The sequence below is a fragment of the Arthrobacter globiformis genome (assembly GCF_030815865.1).
Lineage (GTDB): Bacteria > Actinomycetota > Actinomycetes > Actinomycetales > Micrococcaceae > Arthrobacter > Arthrobacter globiformis_B.
In genome coordinates this window covers 4,442,532-4,467,549 of the sequence record NZ_JAUSXI010000001.1, presented here as the reverse complement: position 1 = coordinate 4,467,549, position 25,018 = coordinate 4,442,532, and the positions used below count along the sequence as shown (strand labels likewise).

The 25,018-nt window shown below is 66.0% G+C and carries 27 protein-coding genes; 10 read left to right on the top strand and 17 right to left on the bottom strand.

The genetic code is table 11. The features are described 5' to 3' along the window. Window positions 1-16 precede the first annotated feature (16 nt). Both QFZ33_RS20815 and QFZ33_RS20810 read right to left on the bottom strand, forming a co-directional pair. Window positions 17-172, bottom strand: a complete 156-nt coding sequence (locus QFZ33_RS20815) for a hypothetical protein (RefSeq protein ID WP_307030564.1) — start codon at window positions 170-172, stop codon at window positions 17-19. Window positions 173-395: 223 nt separating this feature from the next. Continuing rightward, window positions 396-1,109: a GAF and ANTAR domain-containing protein gene (locus QFZ33_RS20810; RefSeq protein WP_307030562.1), complete on the bottom strand. Its 714-nt coding sequence runs from the start codon at window positions 1,107-1,109 to the stop codon at window positions 396-398. Window positions 1,110-1,441: 332 nt separating this feature from the next. Between QFZ33_RS20810 and QFZ33_RS24060 the strand changes: the two genes are divergently transcribed. Beyond that, on the top strand, window positions 1,442-1,732 hold the full coding sequence (locus QFZ33_RS24060) for an ArsR/SmtB family transcription factor (RefSeq protein WP_373427307.1): 291 nt from the start codon (window positions 1,442-1,444) through the stop codon (window positions 1,730-1,732). 565 nt (window positions 1,733-2,297) lie between these two features. Here the strand turns inward: QFZ33_RS24060 and QFZ33_RS20805 are convergent. From QFZ33_RS20805 to QFZ33_RS20785, 5 genes are all read right to left on the bottom strand, one after another. Continuing rightward, on the bottom strand, window positions 2,298-2,675 hold the full coding sequence (locus QFZ33_RS20805) for a VOC family protein (RefSeq protein WP_307030560.1): 378 nt from the start codon (window positions 2,673-2,675) through the stop codon (window positions 2,298-2,300). Window positions 2,676-2,858: 183 nt separating this feature from the next. Next, entirely contained in the window at window positions 2,859-3,743 is an 885-nt protein-coding gene (locus tag QFZ33_RS20800; RefSeq protein WP_307030558.1) for a sulfurtransferase, read from the bottom strand. Window positions 3,744-3,824: 81 nt separating this feature from the next. Further along, window positions 3,825-4,256 carry a response regulator transcription factor gene (locus QFZ33_RS20795; protein ID WP_307030556.1) on the bottom strand — a complete coding sequence of 144 codons (432 nt, stop codon included), beginning with the start codon at window positions 4,254-4,256 and terminating at the stop codon, window positions 3,825-3,827. Window positions 4,257-4,427: 171 nt separating this feature from the next. Then, a complete protein-coding gene (locus tag QFZ33_RS20790) occupies window positions 4,428-4,856 on the bottom strand; it encodes a hypothetical protein (protein WP_307030554.1) in 429 nt (142 codons plus the stop codon). Window positions 4,857-5,638: 782 nt separating this feature from the next. Beyond that, a complete protein-coding gene (locus tag QFZ33_RS20785; RefSeq protein WP_307030552.1) occupies window positions 5,639-5,860 on the bottom strand; it encodes a hypothetical protein in 222 nt (73 codons plus the stop codon). A 62-nt stretch (window positions 5,861-5,922) separates the two neighbouring features. Between QFZ33_RS20785 and QFZ33_RS20780 the strand changes: the two genes are divergently transcribed. The 3 genes from QFZ33_RS20780 to QFZ33_RS20770 all read left to right on the top strand — a co-directional run bounded on the left by QFZ33_RS20780 (window position 5,923) and on the right by QFZ33_RS20770 (window position 7,149). Beyond that, window positions 5,923-6,192, top strand: a complete 270-nt coding sequence (locus QFZ33_RS20780; RefSeq protein WP_307030550.1) for a hypothetical protein — start codon at window positions 5,923-5,925, stop codon at window positions 6,190-6,192. A gap of 147 nt (window positions 6,193-6,339) precedes the next feature. After that, complete coding sequence (locus tag QFZ33_RS20775) at window positions 6,340-6,708, top strand: VOC family protein (protein ID WP_307030548.1); 369 nt, start codon at window positions 6,340-6,342, stop codon at window positions 6,706-6,708. A gap of 30 nt (window positions 6,709-6,738) precedes the next feature. Continuing rightward, complete coding sequence (locus tag QFZ33_RS20770) at window positions 6,739-7,149, top strand: VOC family protein (RefSeq protein WP_307030545.1); 411 nt, start codon at window positions 6,739-6,741, stop codon at window positions 7,147-7,149. 78 nt (window positions 7,150-7,227) lie between these two features. Here the strand turns inward: QFZ33_RS20770 and QFZ33_RS20765 are convergent, their stop codons facing one another. Continuing rightward, window positions 7,228-8,694, bottom strand: coding sequence for a sugar porter family MFS transporter (locus tag QFZ33_RS20765; protein ID WP_307030543.1), 1,467 nt, complete (start codon window positions 8,692-8,694; stop codon window positions 7,228-7,230). A 139-nt stretch (window positions 8,695-8,833) separates the two neighbouring features. On the opposite strand from QFZ33_RS20765, the gene QFZ33_RS20760 reads away from it, so the two are divergent. After that, complete coding sequence (locus QFZ33_RS20760; protein ID WP_307030541.1) at window positions 8,834-9,841, top strand: LacI family DNA-binding transcriptional regulator; 1,008 nt, start codon at window positions 8,834-8,836, stop codon at window positions 9,839-9,841. A 118-nt stretch (window positions 9,842-9,959) separates the two neighbouring features. Here the strand turns inward: QFZ33_RS20760 and QFZ33_RS20755 are convergent, their stop codons facing one another. Genes QFZ33_RS20755 through QFZ33_RS20745 form a run of 3 tightly spaced genes read right to left on the bottom strand, consistent with a single transcriptional unit; the run spans window position 9,960 to window position 13,408 of the window. Continuing rightward, window positions 9,960-10,643, bottom strand: coding sequence for an SGNH/GDSL hydrolase family protein (locus tag QFZ33_RS20755; protein WP_307030539.1), 684 nt, complete (start codon window positions 10,641-10,643; stop codon window positions 9,960-9,962). A 50-nt stretch (window positions 10,644-10,693) separates the two neighbouring features. After that, the gene (locus QFZ33_RS20750; protein WP_307030538.1) at window positions 10,694-11,716 is read right to left on the bottom strand and encodes an ATP-dependent DNA ligase; all 1,023 of its coding nucleotides are present in this window, start codon (window positions 11,714-11,716) and stop codon (window positions 10,694-10,696) included. Window positions 11,717-11,755: 39 nt separating this feature from the next. Then, window positions 11,756-13,408 carry a serine hydrolase gene (locus tag QFZ33_RS20745; protein WP_307030537.1) on the bottom strand — a complete coding sequence of 551 codons (1,653 nt, stop codon included), beginning with the start codon at window positions 13,406-13,408 and terminating at the stop codon, window positions 11,756-11,758. A 255-nt stretch (window positions 13,409-13,663) separates the two neighbouring features. Here QFZ33_RS20745 and QFZ33_RS20740 point away from each other — a divergent pair, with 255 nt between their 5' ends. The 4 genes from QFZ33_RS20740 to trxB all read left to right on the top strand — a co-directional run bounded on the left by QFZ33_RS20740 (window position 13,664) and on the right by trxB (window position 16,498). Further along, window positions 13,664-14,014 carry an ArsR/SmtB family transcription factor gene (locus tag QFZ33_RS20740; protein WP_307031928.1) on the top strand — a complete coding sequence of 117 codons (351 nt, stop codon included), beginning with the start codon at window positions 13,664-13,666 and terminating at the stop codon, window positions 14,012-14,014. Further along, on the top strand, window positions 14,011-14,721 hold the full coding sequence (locus tag QFZ33_RS20735; RefSeq protein WP_307030535.1) for an aquaporin: 711 nt from the start codon (window positions 14,011-14,013) through the stop codon (window positions 14,719-14,721). The genes QFZ33_RS20740 and QFZ33_RS20735 overlap by 4 nt, the downstream gene beginning before the upstream one ends. 283 nt (window positions 14,722-15,004) lie before the next feature. Further along, window positions 15,005-15,439 carry an arsenate reductase ArsC gene (locus tag QFZ33_RS20730; protein ID WP_307030533.1) on the top strand — a complete coding sequence of 145 codons (435 nt, stop codon included), beginning with the start codon at window positions 15,005-15,007 and terminating at the stop codon, window positions 15,437-15,439. Window positions 15,440-15,520: 81 nt separating this feature from the next. After that, window positions 15,521-16,498, top strand: coding sequence for a thioredoxin-disulfide reductase (gene trxB, locus QFZ33_RS20725; RefSeq protein ID WP_307031926.1), 978 nt, complete (start codon window positions 15,521-15,523; stop codon window positions 16,496-16,498). Between the two features lie 19 nt (window positions 16,499-16,517). Here the strand turns inward: trxB and QFZ33_RS20720 are convergent, their stop codons facing one another. From QFZ33_RS20720 to QFZ33_RS20700, 5 genes are all read right to left on the bottom strand, one after another. Next, window positions 16,518-16,937 carry a nuclear transport factor 2 family protein gene (locus tag QFZ33_RS20720; RefSeq protein ID WP_307030531.1) on the bottom strand — a complete coding sequence of 140 codons (420 nt, stop codon included), beginning with the start codon at window positions 16,935-16,937 and terminating at the stop codon, window positions 16,518-16,520. After that, window positions 16,937-17,107, bottom strand: a complete 171-nt coding sequence (locus tag QFZ33_RS20715; protein WP_307030529.1) for a hypothetical protein — start codon at window positions 17,105-17,107, stop codon at window positions 16,937-16,939. The genes QFZ33_RS20720 and QFZ33_RS20715 overlap by 1 nt, the downstream gene beginning before the upstream one ends. A gap of 493 nt (window positions 17,108-17,600) precedes the next feature. Further along, entirely contained in the window at window positions 17,601-18,626 is a 1,026-nt protein-coding gene (locus tag QFZ33_RS20710; RefSeq protein WP_307030527.1) for a hypothetical protein, read from the bottom strand. A gap of 162 nt (window positions 18,627-18,788) precedes the next feature. Continuing rightward, window positions 18,789-20,072: an MFS transporter gene (locus QFZ33_RS20705; protein WP_373427306.1), complete on the bottom strand. Its 1,284-nt coding sequence runs from the start codon at window positions 20,070-20,072 to the stop codon at window positions 18,789-18,791. Window positions 20,073-20,184: 112 nt separating this feature from the next. Then, a complete protein-coding gene (locus tag QFZ33_RS20700) occupies window positions 20,185-21,225 on the bottom strand; it encodes an NAD(P)-dependent alcohol dehydrogenase (RefSeq protein WP_307030525.1) in 1,041 nt (346 codons plus the stop codon). Window positions 21,226-21,482: 257 nt separating this feature from the next. Here QFZ33_RS20700 and QFZ33_RS20695 point away from each other — a divergent pair, with 257 nt between their 5' ends. Next, complete coding sequence (locus tag QFZ33_RS20695; RefSeq protein WP_307030523.1) at window positions 21,483-22,217, top strand: SDR family NAD(P)-dependent oxidoreductase; 735 nt, start codon at window positions 21,483-21,485, stop codon at window positions 22,215-22,217. An 84-nt stretch (window positions 22,218-22,301) separates the two neighbouring features. Here the strand turns inward: QFZ33_RS20695 and QFZ33_RS20690 are convergent, their stop codons facing one another. Then, window positions 22,302-24,908, bottom strand: coding sequence for a bifunctional lysylphosphatidylglycerol flippase/synthetase MprF (locus QFZ33_RS20690; RefSeq protein ID WP_307030521.1), 2,607 nt, complete (start codon window positions 24,906-24,908; stop codon window positions 22,302-22,304). Between the last annotated feature and the right edge of the window lie 110 nt (window positions 24,909-25,018).

The window sequence follows — 25,018 nt, the reverse complement described above, 5'->3', positions numbered from 1 at the left end:
CTGAAGCTGGGGCAGCCTAGCTGGCGCCGGGGTGTACGAGGGTGTCTGCATCCAGCTCATTTGCCGGCGCGTCAGACAGCCCCTGCGGCGTAAGGTCCATCTCGTCCAAAGCGGCCATGGCTGCGTTCGGGGCGGCGATCAGGCCGGCACTCGGGGCAATGGTGTTAGTCATGGGTTCTGTGTCTCCTGAAGTTAACGTGGCGGTGCATTGTGTGCTGACTCGCTATTTTCCTTGGAACTGCCCCGCGCGCCAAAGTTGCGCGGGGGAGGCGATTGCTGTAGGCCTGCCGGATTGAGTCAGCCCCGGAGGTGCGGGATAAGGGAATGGCCGACGTCGGCCGTCCCTTATGTGCAGGCGGTTGCGGCGTCTGTGGTGGCGGTTTTATGACGGCCAGTTACAGCTCGCCGCCGTCGATGATGTCCCGGGAGAGCTCGTGCAGCGGTACCTCGCGCCGGCGGCAGGCACTGATAAGGGTGGCGAGCGCCTGGTCGTGGCTGACGTGGAGGCGCTCCATGATGATCCCGGTTGCCGTTCCGATGGCGTCGCGGGCGCCAAGCGCTCCGATGAGCCCGTCGCTGAGGCGCTCTGCAGCATCGCGCGCCTGGGCGTTCGCAAGCATCAGGGCGGCAGGGCGTGCCAGCAGTTCGATCAAGCGGATGGCCTTGGAATCGAAGCCGTCGGGAATGGAGGAGTAAACCTTCAGCGCACCGATGGCGCCGTGGGGAGTGGACAGCGGCGTGCTGATCACCGAGCGTAGCGGCAGGTCGGTGATGGCCCGCGTCCAGGCGGGCCAGCGGTGGTCGGTGCGGCTGTCCGTCATCTTCACGGTCGCCTGCTGGGCCCACGCAGTCAGGCACGGTCCCTGCCTGAGGTCGTATTGGAGCTGGTCTGCCTGCAGGATGGTGGGATCGGTGGCGGCGGTGCTGGTGCGCCGGCCGCGCGTATCCATCAGGCTGGCGCCTGCCCCCAAGGCGCCGGGAACGCTTTCCTTGAGGGCCTGGGCCAGCGCCGAAACTGCTTCGTCGACGGTCTCATGGGTCAGCAACAGGTCGGCGATCCGGACGGTAAGGGCAGCCAGTTCGTCCGCGAGGGGCAGGTTGGCTGGCATCAGGGCCTGGCCAAGACGTGGCCGGATGGCCCGCGGGGGCCAGACCGGCTCAGGGGAAAGACGCCGGGCCGGGCAAGAGTGATTCTTGAGACTGGCATGCGCGTTCGTTCCTTTCCTGGGTCCGCGGGTCCGCGGAGCGCCGTCCGGGCTCGCAGACTGCGGCGTCGAAAGTAGTAACACTAATTGTTTCAGCGAAGGGCGCGCGCCGCGAGGGGTGGAGGCTTCTGAATAGCAACGATTTGATGCTGAAACCGGAGTCCTGGGAACACAATAACCAAAGCTCCTCGAGGTGTTCTGGACGATAATACGGTTAAAAGCAGATAGGAGCAGCGGTGGTGGGACCGTCAGGACCCGCGGAATGGGTCGCGGCTGCTGAAGGGGAGTTGTTCAAGGCGCTGGCGCATCCTGCCAGGGTCCGGATTCTTGCCGTGCTCGCGACGGGCCCGGCGTCGGTGGCGGACCTCTGTTCGGCCACGGGGCTGAAGCCGTCGCACCTGGCCGGTCAGCTCGCGCAGTTGCGTGCCCAGCACCTGGTGACCGGCCGCCGCTCCGGGGGCGGCTGCAGTACTGGCTGTCCTTTCCCGAGAGTGCAGACCTCCTCTCCGCTGCCGAGTCGGTCTTGAATGCCCGGGCCTCGGCTGACGCGGGCCCCCTGGCCGGCATGGCGCGTCGGGGCCAGGCCTTGCCGGTGAGGGCATCCTGATGGACGATGGCAGTGCTCGAGGAGTCCCTGGAGAGGCGTGCCGTGACAACCAACGCAGTGCGTTCGGTCAGCGCCCGGACCGGCAGCACTCGGAGGACGCCCTGGCCGGGCTCCTGGTCCAGGCTAGGGAGCGGAGCCTGACCCTGGCTGAAGTTTCCAGCGAGACGGTGGCGGGGCGCGGAACCGGCTGATCGCAGGCGACCGGGCCCGGAAGCATCGAAAAGTCTCGTTTTGGGCACTAACGGTTCGGGTCCTTGACGGGCTGGCGGCGGTGGACAAAACTCGTGATTGAGGAATTGATCAATTCATCGTTTCTTCAATCCTCTCCATTGGGGGCCTTCTGCTCTGCCAAGCGCAGAGGGCGGGAGCGTCGCGGGGCAGCTGAAACACCTTCCACTGCCCGGGGGTGCGCGGAATAGGCGGAAAGGGGCGGAACACCGTGGTTCCGGCCCCTTTCCGGTTTTCCGGCTAACCCTGCTCCGGAACTACGGGCGCTCGAAGAGGCTCAGAATATTGCCTTCACTGTCCAGGAACCAGGCGGCCTTGCCTGCGTCCGATGTGGCAATGCCGTTCTCGGTCTTCAAACCGGGGAAATCGTACTCTTCGAATACGACCCCGCGGCCCCGCAATTCCTGCACGTCCCGCTCGACGTCGTCCGTCACCCACCCCATCTGGGTGTTTTTTGCGGTGCCCGCGTTGTCAGTCTGGTACAGCATGAATTTGGTCCCGTTGCCGCACTGGAACATCACGTTGTCGTCCGCGGGCTCCGCGGGCTCCAGCCCGAGCTTGTCCCGGTAAAAATCCTTCGCCCTGCCCACGTCCTTCGCGGGAAGGACAGCGGTGACGTCTATGTCCTTGAGCATGACAGTTCTCTCCTCGTTGCACTGATGGCGATGCTCCCCCTGATTCGGTGCTGGGAAAAGACTTGCCGTCCGTGCCCGTGCCGCGTCGCCGCCCGTATCGCCGATAGCCGGGGCGGCCACCTGGGACCCTGCCGCGCCTCGCAGCGTTGACCGGCGCGCGGGTCCCCGAAGTTTATGGGGACATTATGGAACCGAAGTGCCGCTTGGGGATATAGGAAAGAACGACGTCGGCCCGGCCGTCTTCTTCAGGCGGTTTCCACCGGCAGTTGGATGGCGTGCCCATACTGGGACCACCCGCCGACGAAGAGGCGCGCCTTGCCCAGGCCGAGATGTTCCAGGACCAGCACGTTGTGGCAAGCGGTGACGCCGGGAGCCGCAGTAGCTGATGACGTCATTGGCGGAGAGGATGCCGACGCCAGCCACTTTGCTGTGCAGCAATTCCTTGGCCAGCAGTTTGCCGGAAGGGTCCAGATTTTCCCGGCAGGGCAGATTTATTGCCTGCGGAATGTGGCCCAGACGCGGGTCGATTGGGTCCTGGCGCCCCTCGTAACGGTCCCGGTTCCTGGCGTCCACAACGATTTTGCCCTGTCCGGGGGCGGTGTCTTGAATGGAGGCGAGCAGTTGGAAGGGCCAGGGCGTGGCGGTGAAGCGGCCGGGTTGCCGGGCACGTTGGTGAGTCTCGAGCTCGCCTGTGTAGGCGGCAAGGCCGCCGTTCAGGAGGGCTGCCTGGTGTCCTGTGCTGCGCAGCATCCACACCAGCCTCGCTGCTATGACACCGCCGGCATCGTCGTAGGCCACCACTGTGTCGGCGTCGCTGATACCCGCATTCCTCATCCCCTCGGCAAAGACCTCCGGGTCGGGCAGCGGATTGCGGCCGGCCTCCCGTGACGGTTCAGCAGAGAGCCAGCGGTCAAGATCCATGAAGACAGCTCCGGGAATGTGGCCCGCCTCGTAGGCGCTCCGCCCGGAAGCTCCGTCTAGGTACCACCGGACGTCGGCCATGACGATCTCTCTGGGCCGATCCTCGCACCACTCAATATCGACAAAGGGAGGCAGGCTGCTGGTCACCTTTCGAGCCTAAGGCAGTCTCACGATACGAGCTAAAGGATCTCATTCAGTGGACCACCGATTGGGCAGGAACCGAGTCGGTCAGACGCGGGGCTTCGGGCCCTGCGCCGTCAGCGGGCCCACGGGACAAAGCCTGTTGACCGTCTCGGTGAGTTGCCGTGGGCGGAACGGTTTGACCAGGTAGGCCGCGGCTCCCGATGCCATGCCGGCCATTTCGTCGTCGAACTCCGCCCGTGCCGTGATGAACAGCATCGGCGCCTCGGAGCGCGCCCGGATGTGCTGCGCCACCTCCAGGCCGTCCATGTCCGGCAGATTCAGGTCGACCGTGACCAGGACGGGATGGTGTTCCCACGCCGCGGCCACGCCGTCAATGCCGTTGCTGACTCCATGAACGTCAAAACCGAGCCGCGTCAGTAACAGCGCGACCAGATCGCGAATATCCTGGTCATCCTCGATGACCAGGCAAAGCCCCCGTGAACCCAACGTGCCCCCCGGCCTGTAGTAGGTGTGCACAGTCTAGGGCGGAAACCTCAAGAAGTGCACTGCCACGGCACGACAAAGCCCCGCACCATTGTGAAGGCGGTGCGGGGCTTTCCGGGGACTACCATCCGCATGGGGGAATAGGATGGGGCCCCACCCAAAGTTACCCGGGGGTAGGTTTGTCCTTCAAATGTACGATCCCGCTTACTCCGGCAGTTCCATCTGAAAACCGCAGCTGCATCTGAGCACGCGGGTGGAGAGGTAGACGTCCAGGGTGTCTTCGGCGGCACCTTCGGTGGACAGCGGCGCGGACAGCCTGCGGAGCTCGGATCCTGCCTTGGCCATCGGTTGTCCACAGTGCATGTAATGCCCGCCGAAGATCAGCACGTCCCCTTTTTGTTCCCGGCGGCCAAGGACCGCGGACAGGTCGGCAACGTGGGCAGGATGTTCACTGAAGCGCCGGCACCGGCCGCAGGTGTAGGCCACCAGGACGACGTCGGCGGGGCAGTCCGGGATATCCGTCACCGACCTGATGATGAGATGGCTGTCGGTGCCGCAGAACGCGCACATTACAGGCAGGACCCGTGCCCGTCCGGCGCCGTCGGAACGGAAGCCGGGCGATCTGAGCGACATCGTCAACCCGCGTAGGGGTAGCTGGCGAGGATGTAGTCGGCTGCAGCCCGCCCCTTCATCTTCCGCCTAGTGCCTCGGAGGTTGACACGGCACCGCCGCATGCCCGCCCGGAACGACGAGTCTGGTTTAGGTGTCAGTCCTTGAATCAGGCACCAGCTTGTGTATAGCCCGTAAAGGCAGTCCGGCCCCAGCGGGCTGTCAGTTTCGGGAGCGGGGTAGGTGGCGTCGTGAAGGAATTGCTGGAAATGCGAGGTGGCCATGACAGGCTCTTTCCCCAGGGTGCGGTATGGCCGCCACGAGGCTATAGCGGCGTTACCTCCAGGCGGTGCACAACGCCGGAAGGGGTTCCTGGAGAGAGTTCACAGGATTCCTGTATGGAATCTACCTTGCAGTAGCCCTGTTGTATATAGGAGGCGTCAGGCCCCGGGCGTGTTCCCGGGGATCGGGCTGGCCGTCCGGGCGCCATCCATCGCGGCTGTTGTGGGGCCGGCGGCGGGCTGGGTTAGGCAGCCAGGTCCCGGAGGGTGGACCAAGGGCCACCGCCGCCGGCACTGCTTAAAGGATCTGCCTTCGTCCTTGGAAGAACTTTGGAGGTCCTTGGACCGCACGGGGGAGCGTGGGGTCTGCCCGGGTATTGCCCCAAGGTGCCCCAACTATTTCCCCATGTCAGCGGGCAATACTGGCGGTGTCCTGAAGGAACGGAATCCCAGCCCCGAACCGTCAGAACTGCCGGGTCCGGACGCACTCCCCCTCGCGAACCGGGCCCGGCAAAACCCCAAACTCTACGGGCGCCAGCTGTACGGATTGCTGTTGGGCCTGCCGGCGCGGTGCGCATCGTACCCCTGCCGCCAAGCCGCCTCGACGGCGGTGACCATTTCTGCCAGGAGCGGATAGTACGGGTGGTCCGGACCGATGAAAAGCATCTCCTCGCGCGCCTTCTCAATTGCCTCGCGGACAGCGTTGCCGTTGGCCATGAGGCATGGTCCCACGCGGGTTGGTCTCACGCCACATCCTGGCTGAAGCGGGATCACAGGCGTGTCTCGCAGGCCACGTTCACGGAGTGTTCATGAGCAGCTGGTTCTATTGGTTCATGGACGCGAACGCTGGCAATGATCACGACGCCGACCTCCCGGCTGTGTGGGGGACGCTGACCCCCGGGGCGGAGACGGAGATCTGGAAACAGGTCCGCTCAGGCCAAGCGGGCGTTGTCGGTCATGTGCCCGTTGACGGCTCGGTCGTGTTTGCCTGGATTGACGGGCAGTCTTCGCGCAGGCTGCACTTTGCGGGCGATCCGCTGGTTGTCCTGCCCGAACTGGAGCACACCGACGCGTTTTAGCAGGTCATGACATTGCTGCTGACTTGCCGGGAGCGGGTGTTTGTCAGAGGGCTCTGGGATAGTGCTGTTGGGGGGTAGGTACGCCAGCCCGCAGTTAGTATCGGTGGAGATTGATAGCCCGGAGAGTTCCGGAGACTGGAGCGGCACATGCTACTCGGCGCTTTCTCACTCAGCTTGGCCGTCAAGGACATCACGGCCTCGGCGGCGTTCTACGAGAAACTGGGATTCACCAGGTCCGGGGGCGACATTGACCAGAATTGGCTGATCCTGCGGAACGGGCAGACGGTGCTCGGCCTTTTCCAGGGCATGTTTGAAAAGAACTCCCTGACCTTCAATCCGGGCTGGAGCCAGGACGCGCAGCAGCTCGACTCATTCACCGATGTGCGGGATCTTCAGCGCCAGCTGAAGGACCACGGCATTCCCTTCGTTGCCGAGGCCGGCGACGGAACAGGGCCGGCCAGCTTCATTGTGGTGGACCCCGATGGCAACCCGGTCATCGTCGATCAGCACGTTTGATCCCGCTTCCATTCAAGGAGGAGAAGGTAAATGTCCAGCAACCCTGAGGACTTTAACAGCACTAAGGACTTTGTCAGCGTCCGGTACATGGTGGACGACGTTGATGCCGCCGTCGACTTTTACACGAAGCACCTCGGCTTCTCTGTAAGGATGAACGCGGCACCGGCGTTCGCCGACGTCGTCCGCGGACCGTTGCGTTTGCTGCTGAGCGGGCCCACCAGTTCGGCGGGCCGGCCAATGCCCGACGGCGCGGTCCCGGCACCGGGCGGATGGAACCGGATCCATCTCATCGTGAGCGATATCGCCGCCGAGGTGGACAGGCTGCGGACCGCGGGTGTTCCCTTCCGGAACGACATTGTCAGGGGACCGGGCGGCCAGCAGATCCTGCTGGAGGATCCGGCCGGCAATGTCGTCGAGCTGTTCCAGCCCGCGGACAAGTAAACGCCGGGAAACGCAGAGGCCCCGCCCGCCGGGTTCGGGTGAATCCAGCGGACGGGTCCTGTGCGGCTATAAGGACTGTTAGTGCGCCGCCGTCGCCGGGGTCTTGTGCACCAGGTAGATGGCGCCGGTGGTGACGTCCTCCTCGAGTGCTTCGAGGGTGCGGCCGCGGGTTTCCGGCACCTGGGTGTAGATGAAGATCAGGGCCAGGATGCCCACCACTCCGAACATGAAGAACGTTCCAGTGATGCCGACGGATGCCACCAGGGTCGGGAAGAAGAGGCCCAGGAAGGCGTTGGCGATCCACAGGCAGAAGATGGAGACGCCGATGGCGAAGCCGCGGATGTGCAGGGGGAAGATCTCCGAGAGCATCACCCAGACGGCGATGTTGAGGAACGTCTGCATGGAGCCGACGAAGGCAACCACCAGGAAGAGGATCACGAAGGGCCGGGCCGCGTTGCCGACGGGCAGCGCGATGGAGGCAATGCCGATCAGGAAGTGGCAGATGGTGGTCAGCGTGAAGCCGAGGAGCAGGGTGGTGCGGCGGTTGACCCGCTGCATCATGGTCAGAGCGATGACGCCGCCGACGACGGCGATGACGCCGGGAGCGATGTTGGCAATCAGGGCGGCACGGGAGTCGAAGCCGGCCTCCACCAGCACGGACTGGCCGTAGTACATGATCGAGTTGATGCCGGTGAGCTGCTGGGCGACGCCCAGGCCGATGCCGACGAGCAGGATGCGCAGGATCCACTTGTTCTTCAGTGCGCCCCAGCCGGACAGGTTCATCTCCTTTTCCTCGTCTGCCAGGTGCTTGACGTCGGCCATTTCCGCCTCGGCGCGGTCGGACGAGCGGATGGTCTTGAGCACGGCCAGGGCGTCCTGGTTGCGACCCCGGGAGATGAGCCAGCGCGGGGATTCCGGCATCCGGAGCATGCCGAGGAACAGGGCGACTGCCGGTACCGCGGCGACAGCGAGCATGATGCGCCAAACGCCACCGAATTCGCCCCAGAGGTTGCCGATGATGGCGTTGACGACGAACGCCGCGAGCTGGCCGATGACGATCATGAGTTCGTTGCGGCCGGCAAGCGAGCCGCGGATCTCGTAGGGGGCCAGTTCCGCCAGGTACACGGGAACCACGGAGGAGGCGCCGCCGACGGCGAGGCCGAGGATGACACGGCCGATGACCATGACCTCAAAGTTGGGCGCGAACACGCAGGACAGGGCACCGACGAGGAACAGGACGGCCAGCAGGATGATGGTCTTCCGGCGGCCCCAGGTGTCGGAGAGCCGGCCGCCGGCGACTGCGCCGGCGGCAGCGCCGAACAGCAGCGAGCTGGTCACGATTCCCTCGGTGATCGGGGTGAGGCCGAGATCGGCGGTCATGGGCCGGAGTGCGCCGTTGATGACACCCGTGTCGTAGCCGAACAGCAGGCCGCCGAAGGTCGCCACCGTGGCGACCATGCCGAGGCGCTTGCGGTGCGGGCCGTTCGTGAGCGGCGGCAGCGAGGGCGTATGCGCGCCGTCGCGCTGGGCCTGGGTTGCAGACATAAGGACTCCCTTGTCTCAAGTTTGCGCGGGACATGTGCCCGCTGTCACATCCAAGGCTAACGCGCGAAAGGCTTAAATGTAAGGTCAAACTTACAAATGCCGAAATTTCCGCCATTTCCCGTCGTGGGAGGATGGCCGTATGAGCATCCAGCGGCAGCACCGGCCAGCCACCCAGGCTGATGTCGCGCGGGAAGTCGGAGTCTCCCGCACACTGGTCTCCTTCGCCTTCCGTGACGCTGCCGGCGTCAGCCCGGAGACCAGGCAGGCAATCTTCGACGCCGCCAAGCGTCTGGGATACCGGCACAATGCGGCAGCCGCCGACCTGGCCAGCAAGTCTCGGACCGCCGTCGGGCTTTACCTCCTGGATCTCCGGAACGAGGTGTACTCCGACGTCCTCAACGGCGTGCGGCTGGCGCTGCCGCACGCGGGCAACCGGCTCATCCTCAGCGTCTCCCGCTCCATCGGCGGCGTGGACCAGGGCGCGATGGACTCACTCATCGAGGCGCGGGTGGGGATCATCATCGCCGCGGCGCTGCTCGATCCTGACGAACGGGTCCGGGAACTCGCGCAGATCATCCCGGTGGTGAGTGTCACCCGCCGCGTGGAGGGCGTGGACAGCGTGTACCCTGACGACCGCGCCGGCGCCAGGGCCGCCGTCGAACACCTCCTCGGACTGGGGCACACGCGGATCGCGCACATGGCCGGGCCGCCCTTTGATGGCCATACCGTCCGCCGGGAAACCTACGAGCAGATGATGCGGGATGCCGGCCTGACCCCGCAGACCGTGGCGGCCGACGACTTCACGCAGGAGGCCGCGGAGCGTGCGGCGACGGAGCTGCTGGCCGGGCCGGACCGTCCGACGGCCGTGTTCACGCACAACGACCAGTTCGCGCTGGGTGTCCGCGAAGCCGCGTACGCGATGGGGCTAACAATCCCCGGGGACCTGTCGCTCGTGGGCTACGACGATTCGCGGACGGCCCGGCTCTGCGGCATTGACCTGACCTCGGTGGACCTCCATGCCGTGGAGCTGGGAACAACTGCCGGACGTGTGGCCCTCGAGCGGCTCAACGATCCCGGCGCCCCCATCGCGGACATCACCAGCACGCCCCGGCTGGTGGTCCGGAACTCGACGGGTCCGCTCCGCTAGCCTGGACGGTGTGAAGGGCCAGCTGCGACCCCAATAGCCTCGCCTTACCCACAACGTCGCTCCCCGCAGGGAGGTTTCCACGCCTCGAAAGGTTGAGGTGCCGCACAGCTGCATGAAGTCAGGTGCCGCCGACGACCGCTGACCGCGGCACCTGGCGTGTTCCATCCAGCAGTGCGGTGATGGCCCACGCGATTTTGGCGCCTCCTTGGACGGAGGGTTCAATCGCGTTCGCATAGTCGCCGTCGTCGTTGCATATGAGCCGGAGGTCCAGCAGGCTGATGCCCCGGGAGAACGCGGCCCTGGTGACGGAGTCGTTGAAGACCGTGAGGGCGGTCCTGATCATCCGATAGAAGGGCCCGGAGGAGGGCGTGTCGTAAATGGTGCACACCGCTACGGGCAGCCCAGTCGCTGAAACCGCCTCGGCCATCGACTCATAGTCGGCGGCGAACCGCGCCTGCGCGTCGGCGAACATGTCCAGGGCTTCCGCCACTGAGCGGGCGGGGGCTTCGAGCAGGTGGGCGAAGCCGAGCGCGTCATTGCCGCCGGCGCTGACCACAAGGTGGGTGGCGTCGTCGGGAAGGGCAATGAGTTGGCGGCGGACTCCGGCGATTACGTCGCCGTCCACCGCCAGCAGCGTGGCGTTCCAGCCCGACGGGAGCTCGCCGCGCAACTGCTCCACGACGTCGGGCCCGTCATTGACGTACGCCTTGTTGTCGAAGATCGAGTCGCCGAGCAGTACAACATGGCCCGGTGGTGATCCCGCGCGGGAGGGCCATTGGTTGGCGCCGGTGCTGCTGGTCATGCCGCATCGTTGCACGAAACTCGGCCGGTGGCGAGGGGCGGCAGGGCCGGCTACACCGGCAGGTGCGCGGGGAGTTCGACGGCGGCCGGGTCCAGTTCGGGACGGATGCGTAGGTATCGCAGGGGGTGGCGGAACGACTGTCCGGACCAGGCGACGTCGGCCGACACTTCGACCACGACCGGTTCCACGAGCGTCAGCCGCACCGGGCCCTTGTCCTTGCTGAATCTGTTGAGTGCCGATTCGCTGATTTCCTCGGGCCAAGGATGCGCCCCCGACGGCGCAGACAGGTGCGGGGCCAGGGAGAGGGCCGTCCTGGTGGACAGGACCGTGGACCGCCCCACAATGCGCAGCTCCCCGTCAACGGGCAGGCCTGCGATGATGGCCGAGGGCTGGGTGATGGGTCCGGTGACGGCGGCGCAGACCACGTCCACGGTTTCGGTGTGCTTGTACTTCAACCAGATCCTTTTTCCGCCCGCGTAGGGCTGGATGCTGCTCTTGACTACCAGTCCTTCCAACCGGGCCCCGGCCACGCCCTCAAACCATTGCCGTGCCAGCTCCCTGTCAGCTGTTTGAGGAGACACCGAAAGCGGGGGAGCCCAGTGCGTTGCCAACTCTTCGAGCAGCGCGCGCCGATCCGTGAGGGGCAAGCCCCTCGCGTCCTGCCCGGCAACACCCAGGACATCGAAGCCCACGAAATTCGCAGGCAGCTCCAGGACCAACCGCCGCAGTCCTTCTTTGCCGGCTGACAACCTCCGCTGCAGGGCCTCGAAGTGCAACCTGCCCTCCGACCACACCAGCGCCTCACCATCGACAATGCAGCCGGCCGGGATCATCGATACTGACGCCTTAACGAGCTCTGGGAAGTAGCGGGTCAGGTCCTTACCCTGGCGTGACCACAGGCTGGTCCGGTCCCTGTCCCGGAAAATCAAGACACGATACCCATCAAACTTGGGCTCGAATAGCATCTGACCAGGCAAGGCGGCTGCCGGCGGAATGCCTTTCACGCCCTTCGCCAGCGCGACCTCGAGCGGTGGCAAGAGCACCGGGGGAATCACCTCACCGGACTGCGACATGCCCTCAGAATAGGCCCATTCCGGAGGCGACAAGCCATTTCAACGCGTGGAGGTCCGCGTGAAGGTTCCCAGCCCGGTTCTGTCGTAGAAGTCCAGAGTGACGCGGGGCGAGGACCCGCGGACTGTTTCTGCAAACAGTGCACCAGCCAGGCCGTTGGCGTTCTCTCCGATGGATTCAAAGCTGAAAGTGTCGCCGTCGAAGTGGGTGAGCGGGAATGTCGTGGGACTGCCAGACGGTCCCATCCTCATGGCCAGTTTGCCGTCCTGCTCGAGGACCGCAAGCGGGCCGTAGTAGGAATTCGCATAAGTCCCTGTGTAGGCACTGTTTGCCTTGGCAGGGGCAGCGTTAGACGGAACCTTGGTGTAGTCGACCTTAGGTTTCTCGGACTCATCAATTTGTTTGAAGACGGCCGCGGTGAACGCCAGCCAATCGACCGTGGGAGATCCGTGCTGCGCAGTATCCAGAAAGCCGGCCGTGATTGCTTCAGGGATTCCCTGTGGTCTTCCGTTGGTCAGGGCCACGATTGCCAGTTGTTCACCGGGAAGCATGGAGACAGCGGTGGCTGCGCCGAGATTGAATGCCCCGGAGTGTCCAACTTGGGCACGGGCCTGATCATCGTAGGAGACGTTCCAGCCCAACCCATAGAAACGGGAGCGGGCGGCCGGTGCCGACGCCGGCCCGGAAACTGTATGGGGGACGTGGGTTGTCTGGAGGGCATCTGAATCAATAACTGGCTTGCCCTCGTAACTGCCTTTGCCGAGCTGCAGCCGGAGCCATTTGGCCAAGTCCCGCACCGATGAACTCGCGCCCCCGGCCGGGGCCTCGGGATCGGCATCGCGACGGTGTTTCGCTGCCCACACCTTGTTCCCGAGCGGGACATGAATGGTTGCCCTGTCTGACGCTTTCTCATAGGCCGAGTGGCGGTAACTGCTGGCGGACATGCCCAGTGGCCGGAAAAGAATCTCGTCGGCCAGATCCTCCCACGACATTTTCATCGCATCGGCTGCTGCCTGGCCGCCTTCCGTGTAGCCGAAATTGCTGTAGTTGTAGCTGGACCGGAATGTATCAAGGGGTTCCTGGTTGAGGTGGCCGAGGATGTACGCACGATCGAATCCGAGGTCTTCCAGCAGATCGCCCGACCCTGTTTTCAGTCCGCTGCGGTGTGACAGGAGATCGGCAAAGCTCGCATTCTTCCTGACGTAGTCATCCTTGAGCGCGAAGTTCTTGTTATGTTCAATGACGCGGTCGGTCCAGTTGATCACCCGCCGCCCCACCACCCCTGCCACCACTGTGGACGCCATGGGCTTGGACACGGATGCCAACTGGAACACCGTGTCAGGACTTATCTCCTCCGGTTTGCCGACCTCCCGCACGCCAAAGCCTTTGGAGTACACCACCTCGTCCTGATACACCACGGCCACGGCCATTCCCGGCAGCCCGGTCTGTTCCATGGCATTTCGGATCAATCCGTCGAGCTGGGCCAAGGCATTTGTGACTTTCGGCCCGTCCAGCAATGGTGCGATCTGTCCCGGCGGGGCCGGGAGCAGGGAGGCCGAACCCGATGGCGTCGCCAGTGTGGGTACGCCGGTGCATGCGGACAGAAGTGGTGCACCGGCAATACCGGCCGCCCCAATCCCGGCTGCCTTCAGCAGAGCACGTCGGTTTGAGAAAACAGAACCGGTCTTGTCCATGAGTGCCCCCTAGATCCGTCAGGCCATGGGCGCTGCCGGTCGGTGCGAGCCTTGCCGCTCTTCTCTATAGTGGACCCCGCACCCGAGGCCAGCAATGGATACCAGGCAGCCGGTAATGCTGGTCTGCCCGGTTCGCGGACCTGCAGGTTTTTGTACAGGTATTGCGCGCTAAATGCCCTCGAACTCGCAACAACTGTCCAAAAACTCCACTCTCTTGCTTAAGACATAGATGAGTGTAAATATTTACGTGTGTCTATGAATTTGGAACTCACCCCGGTCCAGACGGTCGCCTGCTGTTCGCCGTTGTCCAGGGAACCCTTGTCCGCGTCCGAGGCGGAGGGCATTGCGCCGCTGCTCAAGGCGCTGGCGGACCCGGTGCGGCTGCGGCTGATGTCGCTGGTGGCCTCGCATGAGGGAGGCGAGGCATGCGTGTGCGACCTGAACGGCGCCTTCGATCTCTCGCAGCCCACGATCAGCCACCACCTGAAGATCCTGCACGGGGCCGGCCTTCTCGAGAGGGAAAAACGCGGGGTGTGGGTGTACTACCGGGCGCGGACCGATGCCCTGGCGAACCTGGCTGCCCTGATCGGGGGCCACAGCAAATGAGCACGCTGGCGCGGCGCGCGGCCGCCGAGTTCACGGGGACAGCCTTTCTGGTCATGGCCGTCGTCGGCTCCGGCGTGATGGCGTCACGGCTGTCACCGGACGACGTCGGGCTGCAGCTTTTGCAGAACAGCCTCGCTACGGGCGCGGCACTGGTCGCGCTGATCGTGGCGCTCCAGCCGGTATCGGCGTCGTTCAATCCGGTGGTGACGCTGGCCGAGCGGGTGCTGGGCGTGCTGGACAACCGGACCGCGGCGGGACTGATCGCGGCACAGTTCGCGGGCGGTCTGGCCGGATCCGTCCTGGCCAACCTCATGTTCGGGCTGGACGCCGTGACATTCTCAAACCATGAACGGACCGGCACCGGGCTCTGGCTGGGCGAAGTCGTCGCCACGGCGGGGCTGCTGGTCATCGTGTTCGGCACTCTCCGCTCGGGCCGGACGGACCGGGTGGCCTTCGCCGTGGGCGGCTACATCACCGCGGCCTACTGGTTCACCAGTTCCACCAGCTTCGCCAACCCTGCCGTAACCGCTGCCCGGACCATCACGGACACCTTCGCGGGCATCGCCCCGGCCTCTGCGCCCGGCTTCATTCTGGCCCAGCTGCTCGGCGGTGCCGTGGGGTTCGTGCTGGTGCGTGCCCTGTACCCGGCCCCGGCAGCGCTTGCGCCGGCCAGCGAGTACCGGCTGGCCAAAGACCAATCCCGCTAGCAAAGGGGAGGGGGTGAAGGGATGAGCACCGGCTGCTGCGACGACGAGTGCTGCGAGGACGGCCAGGACTGCTGCTGACCGCTCACGCACACCAGAACATCCACGCGCCTGCCCGCCCTGGACGACGGGCAGGCCCTGTGCTGCCCGCCACGGCCGTACTGCCCCTGACCGAGCTCTTGATTGAGCTGCCTGCTCTTGTTGCACTTGTGTAAGCGGCGCTGTGGGCAGGCAGGCGCTTCTTTCCGCAATCCCGCCCTGCAGACCACCAACCTAGGAGAACACCATGACCGCCGACCCCGCCAAGAAGCCCTCCGTCCTGTTCGTCTGCGTGCACAACGCCGGGCGGTCCCAGATGGCGGCCGCGTTCCTCACCAGCCTGGCCAGGGGCGCGATCGAGGTGCGCTCCGCCGGCTCGCAGCCCGCGGAAGCAGTGAACCCGGCCGCGGTGAAGGCCATGGCCGAGGTCGGCATCGACATGTCCGCCGAGGTCCCCAAGGTCCTCACCACCGAGGCAGTCAAGGAGTCCGACGTCGTGATCACCATGGGCTGCGGTGACGAATGCCCGTACTTCCCGGGCAAGCGCTACGAGGACTGGGTGCTGGCGGATCCCGCGGGCAGGGGCATCGACTCCGTGCGGCCCATCCGCGACGAGATCCACACCCGGATCGAAGCCCTGGTCACCGAGCTGTTGCCCGCCCGCCACGTCGACGCCCAGTAGCAGCTTCCCGTGAATGAGCCCGAAGAGAAGGAGCCAATGGTGAGCAAGAACGCCAAGCCGGAGGACGCCGTCGCTGAAAAGATCAGCACCGAGCAGCTGATCATCATCGGGTCCGGCCCCGCCGGCTACACCGCGGCCATCTACGCGGCACGGGCGGGCCTGAAGCCGCTGGTCCTGGCGGGCTCGGTCACGGCCGGCGGCGCACTGATGAACACCACCGAGGTGGAGAACTTCCCTGGCTTCCTGGAGGGCGTCCAGGGCCCGGAGCTCATGGACGGCCTGCAGCAGCAGGCCGAAAAGTTCGGCGCGCAGGTGGTGTTCGACGACGCCACCCAGGTTCAGCTCAAGGGCCACCTCAAGCGCGTGGTCACCGGCGGCGGCGAAACCTATGAGGCCCCGGCGGTCATCCTGGCCACCGGCTCTGCATACAAGGAACTCGGGCTGGCCGAGGAGAAGAAATTCAGCGGCCACGGCGTCTCCTGGTGCGCCACCTGCGACGGTTTCTTCTTCCGTGACCAGGACATCATCGTGGTGGGCGGCGGGGATTCCGCCATGGAGGAGGCCACCTTCCTGACGCGCTTCGGGAAGTCCGTGACCGTCGTCGTCCGCAAGGGCGAGCTGCGCGCCTCCCGGATCATGGCGCAGCGCGCCAAGGACAACCCGAAGATCACGTTCGCCTGGAACTCGGCCGTCACGGCGATCCACGGCGACGGCAAGGTCAGCGGCGTCACGCTGAAAGACACGCGCAGCGGCGAAACCCGGACGCAGCCCGCCACGGGGCTCTTCGTGGCGATCGGGCACGTGCCGCGCACCGAGCTGCTGGCCGGGCAGGTGGAGCTCGACGGCGAGGGGTACATCAAGGTGGATTCGCCCACCACGTGCACCAACCTGAGTGGCGTGTTCGCCTGTGGGGACGCCGTGGACCACCGCTACCGCCAGGCCATCACCGCTGCGGGCACCGGCTGCGCGGCGGCCCTCGATGCCGAGCGCTACCTGGCCGCGCTGGAGGATGCGGACAGCATTGCCACGGCGCTGGTGGAGGAGCCCACCCACGCCTGAAATCGCTGAGTGGGGCGGGTCAGTCCTGTGGCTTGTCCGGCGTCCGCCCCGACATGGAGTGCACGGCTGATTCGATGCCTTCCTCTATGTTTTCGAGTTCCTCCATGTAGAGCCGGCCCGCCGTTATCAGGCCTCCGGTGATTTCGAAGAGGACTACTCCACGGGCCCGGAACCGCTGCCCGTCTGCTCGGTTTCCGGTCCAGGACCATTCGCTCCACGTGGTGTTCCCGTCATCGACTGAACCAACCAGCTCCGCGCGGAAGTCGGGGATACCGGCGAACATCGCCTGCCAGTTCGCATGCATTTGCGCTCGGCCAACGAAGGCCCTGCCTGGGTGGGCAGGTTGACTACTGCGGTAGTCATGATGGAACAGCGCGGCGGCCGCCTCGAGGTCGTGGGCATTCATCGCCGCTGCCAGACGGTTTACAACCTCGCTCATCAGTCCGCTGCTTCGCGCTCGTCCGCGGGTCGAGTTTCCTCGGGCTGTTTGAAGCGTTCCTCGTCCGTATTTTCGGGTGCTACGACGGGGGAAAGTGCGTCGGCCAGGCCGTCCCTGGTGCTTTTGTCCTTGTCTGGCGCCGGAGCATCGTCGGCTGGAACATCGCTCATTTCCTCACCATAGGACGCGGGCTCAGTCCTGTCGAGGTCAGTGGCAGCTCCCTGCCGAAACCCCCATCTAGGTCGCAGCACAGGGGGTTCCCACCCCTGGGAATGCCGTGTGCTGCGACCTACATGGGTGAGGACGGCGGCCTTTGAAGGGCGGCGGCTGAATTTAGGCGGCTGAATTTAAGGGACGGCGGCGGCTGGGGGGGCCGCCTTGGTCTCAGACAGGCGACACCGCCGCCGGCCCAGCTCCGGTGATTGATCTAATTATCGTCCGGCCTCGACCAAAAGAGAAGTGGGAGTTAGCGCTTGCATACCCCTAGATCTGGTGGCCCGTGGCGCGACGGCTGGCACATTGTCCATCCCTTTTCCAAGTCCGCGCGGCCAGAATTGGGGTGTCCCGACGGCGGTACGCGCGAATTAGACGGCCGCGGGGCATGGCAGCCGGACCCGTGAGCATTCCCCCCAGAACCCGGGATCCGGCTGCCGTTCATGTGCCCTAGATAAACTTCTGTACCCGGGCCCACCCCGGATCGCCGGTGTGGGTCACCTGGACTTCCTTTCGGGCCCGGGCAAAGCGGTCGAAGCTTTCGCGTCCGTTCTGGTCCTCGGAGTCGCTGTAGTAGTGCAGGATCCGAAGCCCGTTGCACGTCTCTGAGGCCACTAGCTCGCCGCGTGAGCCCAGCAACGCGCCGAGGTCCGCTTCGAGATGTCGGAGCCCCCTCAGTGCGTCGCCGTCCGGCAGCCCGTCCGGCCCGGTCCGCCGATAGCCGATGCGGACCGCGGTGTGCAGGTCCAGCAGCGGATGATCAACCCACCGCAATGGCCGCAGGGTGCAGACAATCACCCTCTGCCCCGAGGAAGTTTGGGCTTCCCGCATCGTCCAGCGGGGGTTCGCGTTCCGGGTTGCCACGGCCTGGATGAATTCGGGTACGACGGCGGCGGGCTGGCTATCCCGGGGATCGGTCCGGGCCACGTTGAGGGCGCCTACCCATCGCTGGACATCGTCTTCTCCGAGGAGCCAGTCGGCCAGCAGGCGGCCCGCCAGGCGACAGTCGTTGGTGCTCATCCGCGTGAAAGCGGGGTGGTAAACCGTCAGTTCGGCCAGGGCGCTTCGGTCGTCCCAGTCCACGGCAATCCGGGCCAGCCCCAGGTCCACCGGTTGCGCCAGACCTTCGAGGGGGCCAGTGACCATGCCGGGTTGAGGCTCCCTGGCCGCGGCGAATTCCCAGGACTCAGTGGGCGGAGGAGCCGCCCTCCGCCATCGCTCGGCCAGAACCCGCAGCCGGGGGTCGCCACCGCCCGTGATGCAGAGCCGATGCTGCGATCGGGCGCCCGGGCCGGTCTCCCAACGCAGCTCGGGGTGAATGGCCATCACCATGGCACCGATGATTTCCGGGAGGTCGCCGTAAACGCCGCTCATGACGGCTGCAGTGATAAGGCCGGCTCCCGCTACGGACCACCACCGCCAGAAGGCGCCTACGGCTTCCGTCTCCGTCCGGCTGCTCCGCCGCACCGACTCCATCGGACCTCCTCGTTGACGCCACACGATGCTGTAAAAGGATCGTTCAGCACCAGACTCAAGAAGCGGGCACTGTAGCCACAAGATCTGCGCAAGAGTTTGAGGCAGCCCAACTGGCTCGCAGTTGTTGTCGTTTTCAGCGCTCAAAGCGACAACAACTGCCAGTTACTTGGGTGAGCGGGCCAGACGCCCTTCGCGGGGGCCCGACGGGTACCCGCAGTGGCGACTCACGAAGATGATCACCAGCGCCACAGCCAGCGGAACTGCCGCCGCGAGTGGCACCAGCAGCGCGCCGACGGTGTTCAGGGCCAGGGCACCGTACGCCGCGCCGACGGCGATTCCCAGCTGGATGGTCACCACGGCGAGCCCGTTGGCGGCGTCCTTGTGCTCTCCGCCCGCACGGAGGATTGCCGCCTGGTTGTAGATTCCGGTCGCACCGAAGGTGATGCCCCACAGGGTCAGGAGCGCTAGTGCCCCAGTCCACGTGCCGCCGAGCGCGGGCAGGAGGGCGAAGCTGGTCAGGAGCAGTGCCACCCCGGTCAGGACCGATCCCCGGGGACGGGCGTCCGCCGTGAGGCCGGCAATCCAGATCCCCACCAGGCTGGCGACGCCGATGACGGACAGCGAGATGCCGGTGGCGGTGTCGGGCAGGCCTGCGGCCAGGAGGAACGGGGCGATGTAGGTGAACAGGGCGAAGTGGCCCAGGAGCAGCAGCGGCCAGGCGGTCGCGACCGCGATGACCCCCGGCAGCGCCATGGCTGCGCGCATTGAGGGCGCCGAGTCCCGGTCGGCGTCGGAAGCCGGGGGCAGCAGCTTAATGGCCAGCAAAGCGAGAAGCGCTGCGACACCCGCCAGCACAAGGAAAGAGGCACGCCAGGACAGCACCGACCCCATCATCGTGCCGAGCGGAGCACCGACGGCGAGGGCGACGCTGTTGCCGCTGAACACGATCGCCATGGCCTTGCCAACAGAATGCGCAGGCACGATCCGTGCAACATAAGGGGCCATGCTGGACCACAGCAGGCCGTGGGCCACGCCGCCGAGGAGCCTGGCGGCAATGGCCAGGCTCAGGTTGGGGCTGGCGGCCAGCAGCACGTTGCTCAGTGCGAAGGCAAGCACGGTCACGATCAGCAGGGTCTTGCGTGGCATCCGCGCACCGAGGAACCTCGACAGGGGCAGTGCCGTGATAACGATGACGGCGGCGTAGGCAGCGGTCAGCGAGCCGACGGCCGATTCGTCCACGCCCAGGTCGCGGCTGATCTGGGGGAGGAGCCCGGACGGCAGGAGTTCGGTGGTGACGGCGGTGAACCCGGCCATGGCCAGGATGAGCAGGCCCGCTCGCGGGATCCGTGCGGTGCGGGCCGGTGGATTGGATGCGTCGGAGCGGGTGGCTGATTTACTGCGTGGGGTCTGCGTCGGTGTTTCGGAGCCGGAGAGTTCGTGGGTCACGTATGTTCCTGAAAGTTTCGTATTTGGTGTCGCTTGTCCGCTGCCCCGGTTGAACGGCCGACGGCGGGCCGGCCCCCTTAAGGGACCGGCCCGCCGTCGAGCGTTTATCGCCTTAGAGGGTGGCGGTGTCAATCACGAAGCGGTAGCGCACGTCCGAGGCGAGGACGCGCTCGTAGGCTTCGTTGATCTTGTCGGCCGGGATGACCTCGATCTCGGCGCCGATGCCGTGTTCGGCGCAGAAGTCAAGCATCTCCTGGGTTTCGCGGATGCCGCCGATCATGGAACCGGCGAAGGCCCGGCGTCCGCCGATCAGCGCAAACGCGTTGACCGGGAGCGGCTCGGCCGGGGCACCGACGTTGACCAGCGTGCCGTCGAGGGACAGCAGCTGCAGGTAGGAGCTGATGTCAATCGAGGCGCTGACCGTGTTGATGATCAGGTCGAAGCTGCCGGCGAGGGTCTCGAAGGTGCCGGCGTCGCTCGTGGCGTAGTAGTGGTCCGCGCCCAGTCGCAGCCCGTCTTCCTGCTTCTTGAGGGACTGGGACAGCACGGTGACCTCGGCGCCCATGGCGTGCGCGAGCTTCACGGCCATGTGGCCAAGCCCGCCAAGGCCGACGATGGCGACCTTCTTGCCGGGGCCGGCGCCCCAACGGCGCAGCGGGGAGTAGGTGGTGATGCCCGCGCACAGGAGGGGAGCGGCGACGTCGAGCTCAATGCCCTCAGGAATGGTGACGACGAACTCCTCGGTAACCACCACGTGCGTGGAGTAACCGCCCTGGGTGATGGTGCCGTCGCGGTCAACGGCGCCGTAGGTGCCGGTCATTCCCTTGAGGCAGTACTGCTCCTCGCCGGCCAGGCAGTTGGCGCACTCCTTGCAGGAGTTGACCATGCAGCCGACGCCCACCCGGTCGCCAACCTTGTGGCGGGTCACCTCGGAGCCGACCTCGGTGACGATGCCGGCGATTTCGTGGCCGGGTGCAAGCGGGTACTGCTGCGGGCCCCAGTCGCCGCGGACTGTGTGGATGTCGGAGTGGCAGATGCCGGCGTACTTGATTTCGATGAGGACGTCGCGCGGGCCCACTACGCGGCGTTCGATGGTGGTGGGGATGAGGTCCTCGGAAGCGGAGGGCGCGGCGTAAGCGTTGACGGTAGGCATAGTTCTCCTGTTTGTCGGTGTGGTGGAACGGGCCACAGATGAAAGGGATCGGCCGTTTCTTTCATCTACTAAACCCCATCGCCGTGGCGTGAGGCAGACCCTGCTGTAAGGGGTAACCACAGGGACCCCCAAGTCTCTTCCCGACTGTGGCGGACAGCACGGGATTTTGTTCATATCCACCCTACTGAGACTGTGGCTGCAGAGGGAGGCCCTGTCAGTACCTGCCAGACGCCTGGACCTACGACTACGGTGAAACAGTGGCAAGAATATTCATCACGGGCTCTGCCGGCGGACTGGGGCTGAATGCTGCCCGGGCGCTGCTTCAGCAGGGCCACGAAGTGGTGCTGCACGCCAGGGATGAATCGCGCTTCGCGAACGCCGGCGCGGTCAGGGACGAGGCTTTGGGGACCGTCGTCGGAGACCTGGCCGACCTCACCGAGACGGCACGTGTGGCGGAACAGGCCGACCAGTTTGGCCCGTTCGATGCCGTCATCCATAACGCGGGCGTGTACAGCGGCAATCAGATCTTTGCGGTGAACACCGTCGCGCCGTACCTCCTGACCGCGCTCATGGGGAAGCCGAGCCGCATTGTGTATATCAGCAGCGGCATGCACCGGTCCGGCACGCCTGACCTCCAGGGAATCGACTGGACGAACGCGGCCACGCGGCCGGCGGCCTACTCGGACAGCAAGCTGTACGTCACTGCGCTCTCGGCGGCAGTGGCCGAGCGTTGGCCGGACGTCGAAAGCAACGCCGTCGATCCAGGCTGGGTACCAACCCGGATGGGCGGACGCAGTGCGCCCGATGACCTGGAGCTGGGGCACGTCACGCAGGTGTGGCTGGCCACCCGGGACGCGGGTGACGGCCGCGCCTCCGGAGGCTACTGGTTCCACCAGCAGCGCCGGCAGCCCGATCCGGCCGTGAATGACGCGGCGTTCCAGGCTGAGCTGCTCGACGCGCTGGAGAAGCACACGGGCTTCGCACTCAAGTAGGCCCGCCAGCCCAACCAGGTCGCAGCTGAGGGCGTTCTCAGCGCTGGGAACGCCCTCAGCTGCTACCTAGTTGGGTGAGCTGGGTCAGCGGCGGCTGAGGAGGCCGCGCACCAGGGTGAGGCCCTGGCCCAGGTTGATCGACGGCAGGTAGGCGCGGGTGATGGCGTTGGCGATCGCGGGAAGGGCAGCCGCGTCCGGATACAGCAGGTACATGGGCTCGTAGTCCGGTTTGAACTTCGCCTTGAACGCCAGCAGTGACCTGAACCCGTACACCGGTTCCAGCGCTGCGCCGAGCCAGTCGAGCATCCGGTCTAGGGCGCCGTTCGCATCAGGCCCGGCGGAGGAACCACCGGCGGACGCAGAAGCAGCGGACCTGACGCCGGAGGCCCCGCCCCCAACGGACGAAGCAGGCACCCGCGCTAGCGGCGCCCCGGACAGGCTCATGAATTCGCAGCCCTCGTCCTGCAGGCTCAGCGCGGCCGACGCGATGAGGAAGTCGATGCTCGCGCGGAAACCGTCACCGCGCCGCCGCATGAAGTCGAGCGTCCAGCCAACCACGTATCCGTTGCGGTACACCGGCAGCCACGACGCCACCGCGTGCACGGTGTGGTCTGAATCGATCGCGAGCAGGCAGCGGACTTCGGGGTCGTCCAGCTCGTCCAGGCTCCCCAGCGTAAAACCCATCTCCGGAACCTTCTTGTCCGCCACCCACTCCTCCGAAATGGCTTCGATCTGGGCCTGCACGGCGATCGGTGCCTGGGCAAACGACGTCCACTCCGCGCGGATTCCTGCATTCGCCGCCCGGTTCAGCGCCGTGCGGATGTCCTGGAACTTCTTGCCGCGGAAGGACACCTCGTCCAGCCGCAGCACGGTTTCCTGCGCCACCTGCACCGAGCCCCAGCCCAGCGATCCGGCCATGCCGCGGAGCTCGTCGGGCACGAAGTAGAAGCAAGGCGTCCATCCGTTGAACCGGCAGTGACGGGCGAACTCCGTGAACGCGGCTTCCCGGCCGGCCGGCGGTCCCACCGGTGGCCCGAGCGCTACGGCCACCCCGCTGAGCACGCGGTATGCGATGAAGCTCGAACCGGTGAACCAGTAGCTGTTCCCGTTCCACGTGGTCATCCAGGACAGCGAGCCGCCGCCGTGGGTCTTCAGGATGTGCCGGGCACGCTCCTCGTCCGCGCTGTGCCGGCCGTGCGCCGGCCGCAGGAACGTGCGGAGCAGCAGGGCTCCGGTCCACGCCCAGAATACGACGCCGATGCTTTCGTAAAGGACGACGGCGGCGGTGCTTTCGGGGAAGAACGCCGGTGAGCGGTCCACCAGGAAGCCGAGGGGAAGGAACCTGTCCGGGACGTCGGCCAGAAGCTGGGGCAGGCCCGGCACCGGAGTAAATCCGGAGGCCAAAACCAGGCCCAGGCCCACGTAGGCGAGGCTCAGCAGAACAAGGGCAACCAGCGCGCGGCGCGCCAGCCGCAGGTACGTTCCGCGCGGAGCCTGCACCGGGAACAGGTTCCGGCCGGCCAGCAGGAGCACCGCCAGGAAGACGGGCAGGAGCATCGGCAGCACCAGGCTGAGCGGATGCGAGTAGCCCGACAGCTCGATCCCGCCCACACCCTCACGGGCGGGCAAGCCCGGGCCGGGCGGCGGCAGCAGCACGCCGGCGATGGTGACGGCTGCCAGCAGGGACAGCGTTGCCTGGATCAGGAGTGCGCCCGCCCACGCGAACCGCCGCCCCCGCCGCAGGCCGTCAGCGAACAGGAGCAGCAGGAACGACGGCAGGATGGCCATGAAAATTCCACCTGCCCCCGCCCGCAGCTGCAGCTGGGCGGCGGCACAGTCCCTGAGGCCGGCCGGGCGGGAGCAGGACGCCTGCAGCGCCACGGGGTCCACCGGCTGGATGTTGGTGAATAGGAACTTCAGCACAGAAAGAGGTCCGACGGCGTGCGGTGCCAGCCCTGCCACCACCGGTCCCACAGCCGCTACCGTCAGGAGCAGTGCCACAAGGATCCGGGCCTCGTGCCGGGAGACGGCGGGCCTGCCGAAGCGTGGCCGGCGGCCCAGCAGCACCGGGCCAAGCAGCCCTCCTGCCGCGGCCGCCCCGAGCCGGACGAGGTCCTCGAAGCCGCCGGCGTACATCGCAAACAGCAGCAGCACGGCGAGGAGGACCACGCGGATCCGGCGCCGCCACAGGGTGGAAAGGGCTGCCGTCGCAGCCATCGCGGCCGCGCAGGCCAGTGCGCTCGGCCCCACAAAGAAGTGCCCGCTTAGGTCGCGGATCCAGCTACCCATCAGGCCGCGGGCGGCGGCGAGGAACGCGAGCGTCGCCACGATCCCCAGCACGTGCCCGCCGAGCGCGGATATCGTGAACTTCAGGGACCCGAGGCGGCGCTCCAGCGGCAGCCCGGCAAGAAGCACCACGAGCGTGCCCACCACGTACCCGGCCAGATCCCGCTCCCAGAACGCGGAGAGCATCAGGGCCCACCAGTGATCGGGGATTGAGTGCGAAGTGGCAGCAACGTGGGGCAGAAGGAGCGACGGCGGGCCGAACCGGATGCTGGCGGACAACGCTCCCGTGGCCCAGAAGAGAACAACGAAGATGAGGGTGGCGGGGGAGCCGTGCAGTATCCGGGCCCACCCCGCAGGCGTCCGGTAGCCGGAGAGTACCCGTCGTCCCTGGTCCGGCTGCCGCATGGGTGGAGGGCTCCTTTCGAAGGGCTATTCGATTGTTCCACATGCCGCAGCCCAACTGACCAGCAGTTGTTGTCGTTATGAGCGTTCAAAACGACAACAACTGCTAGCCA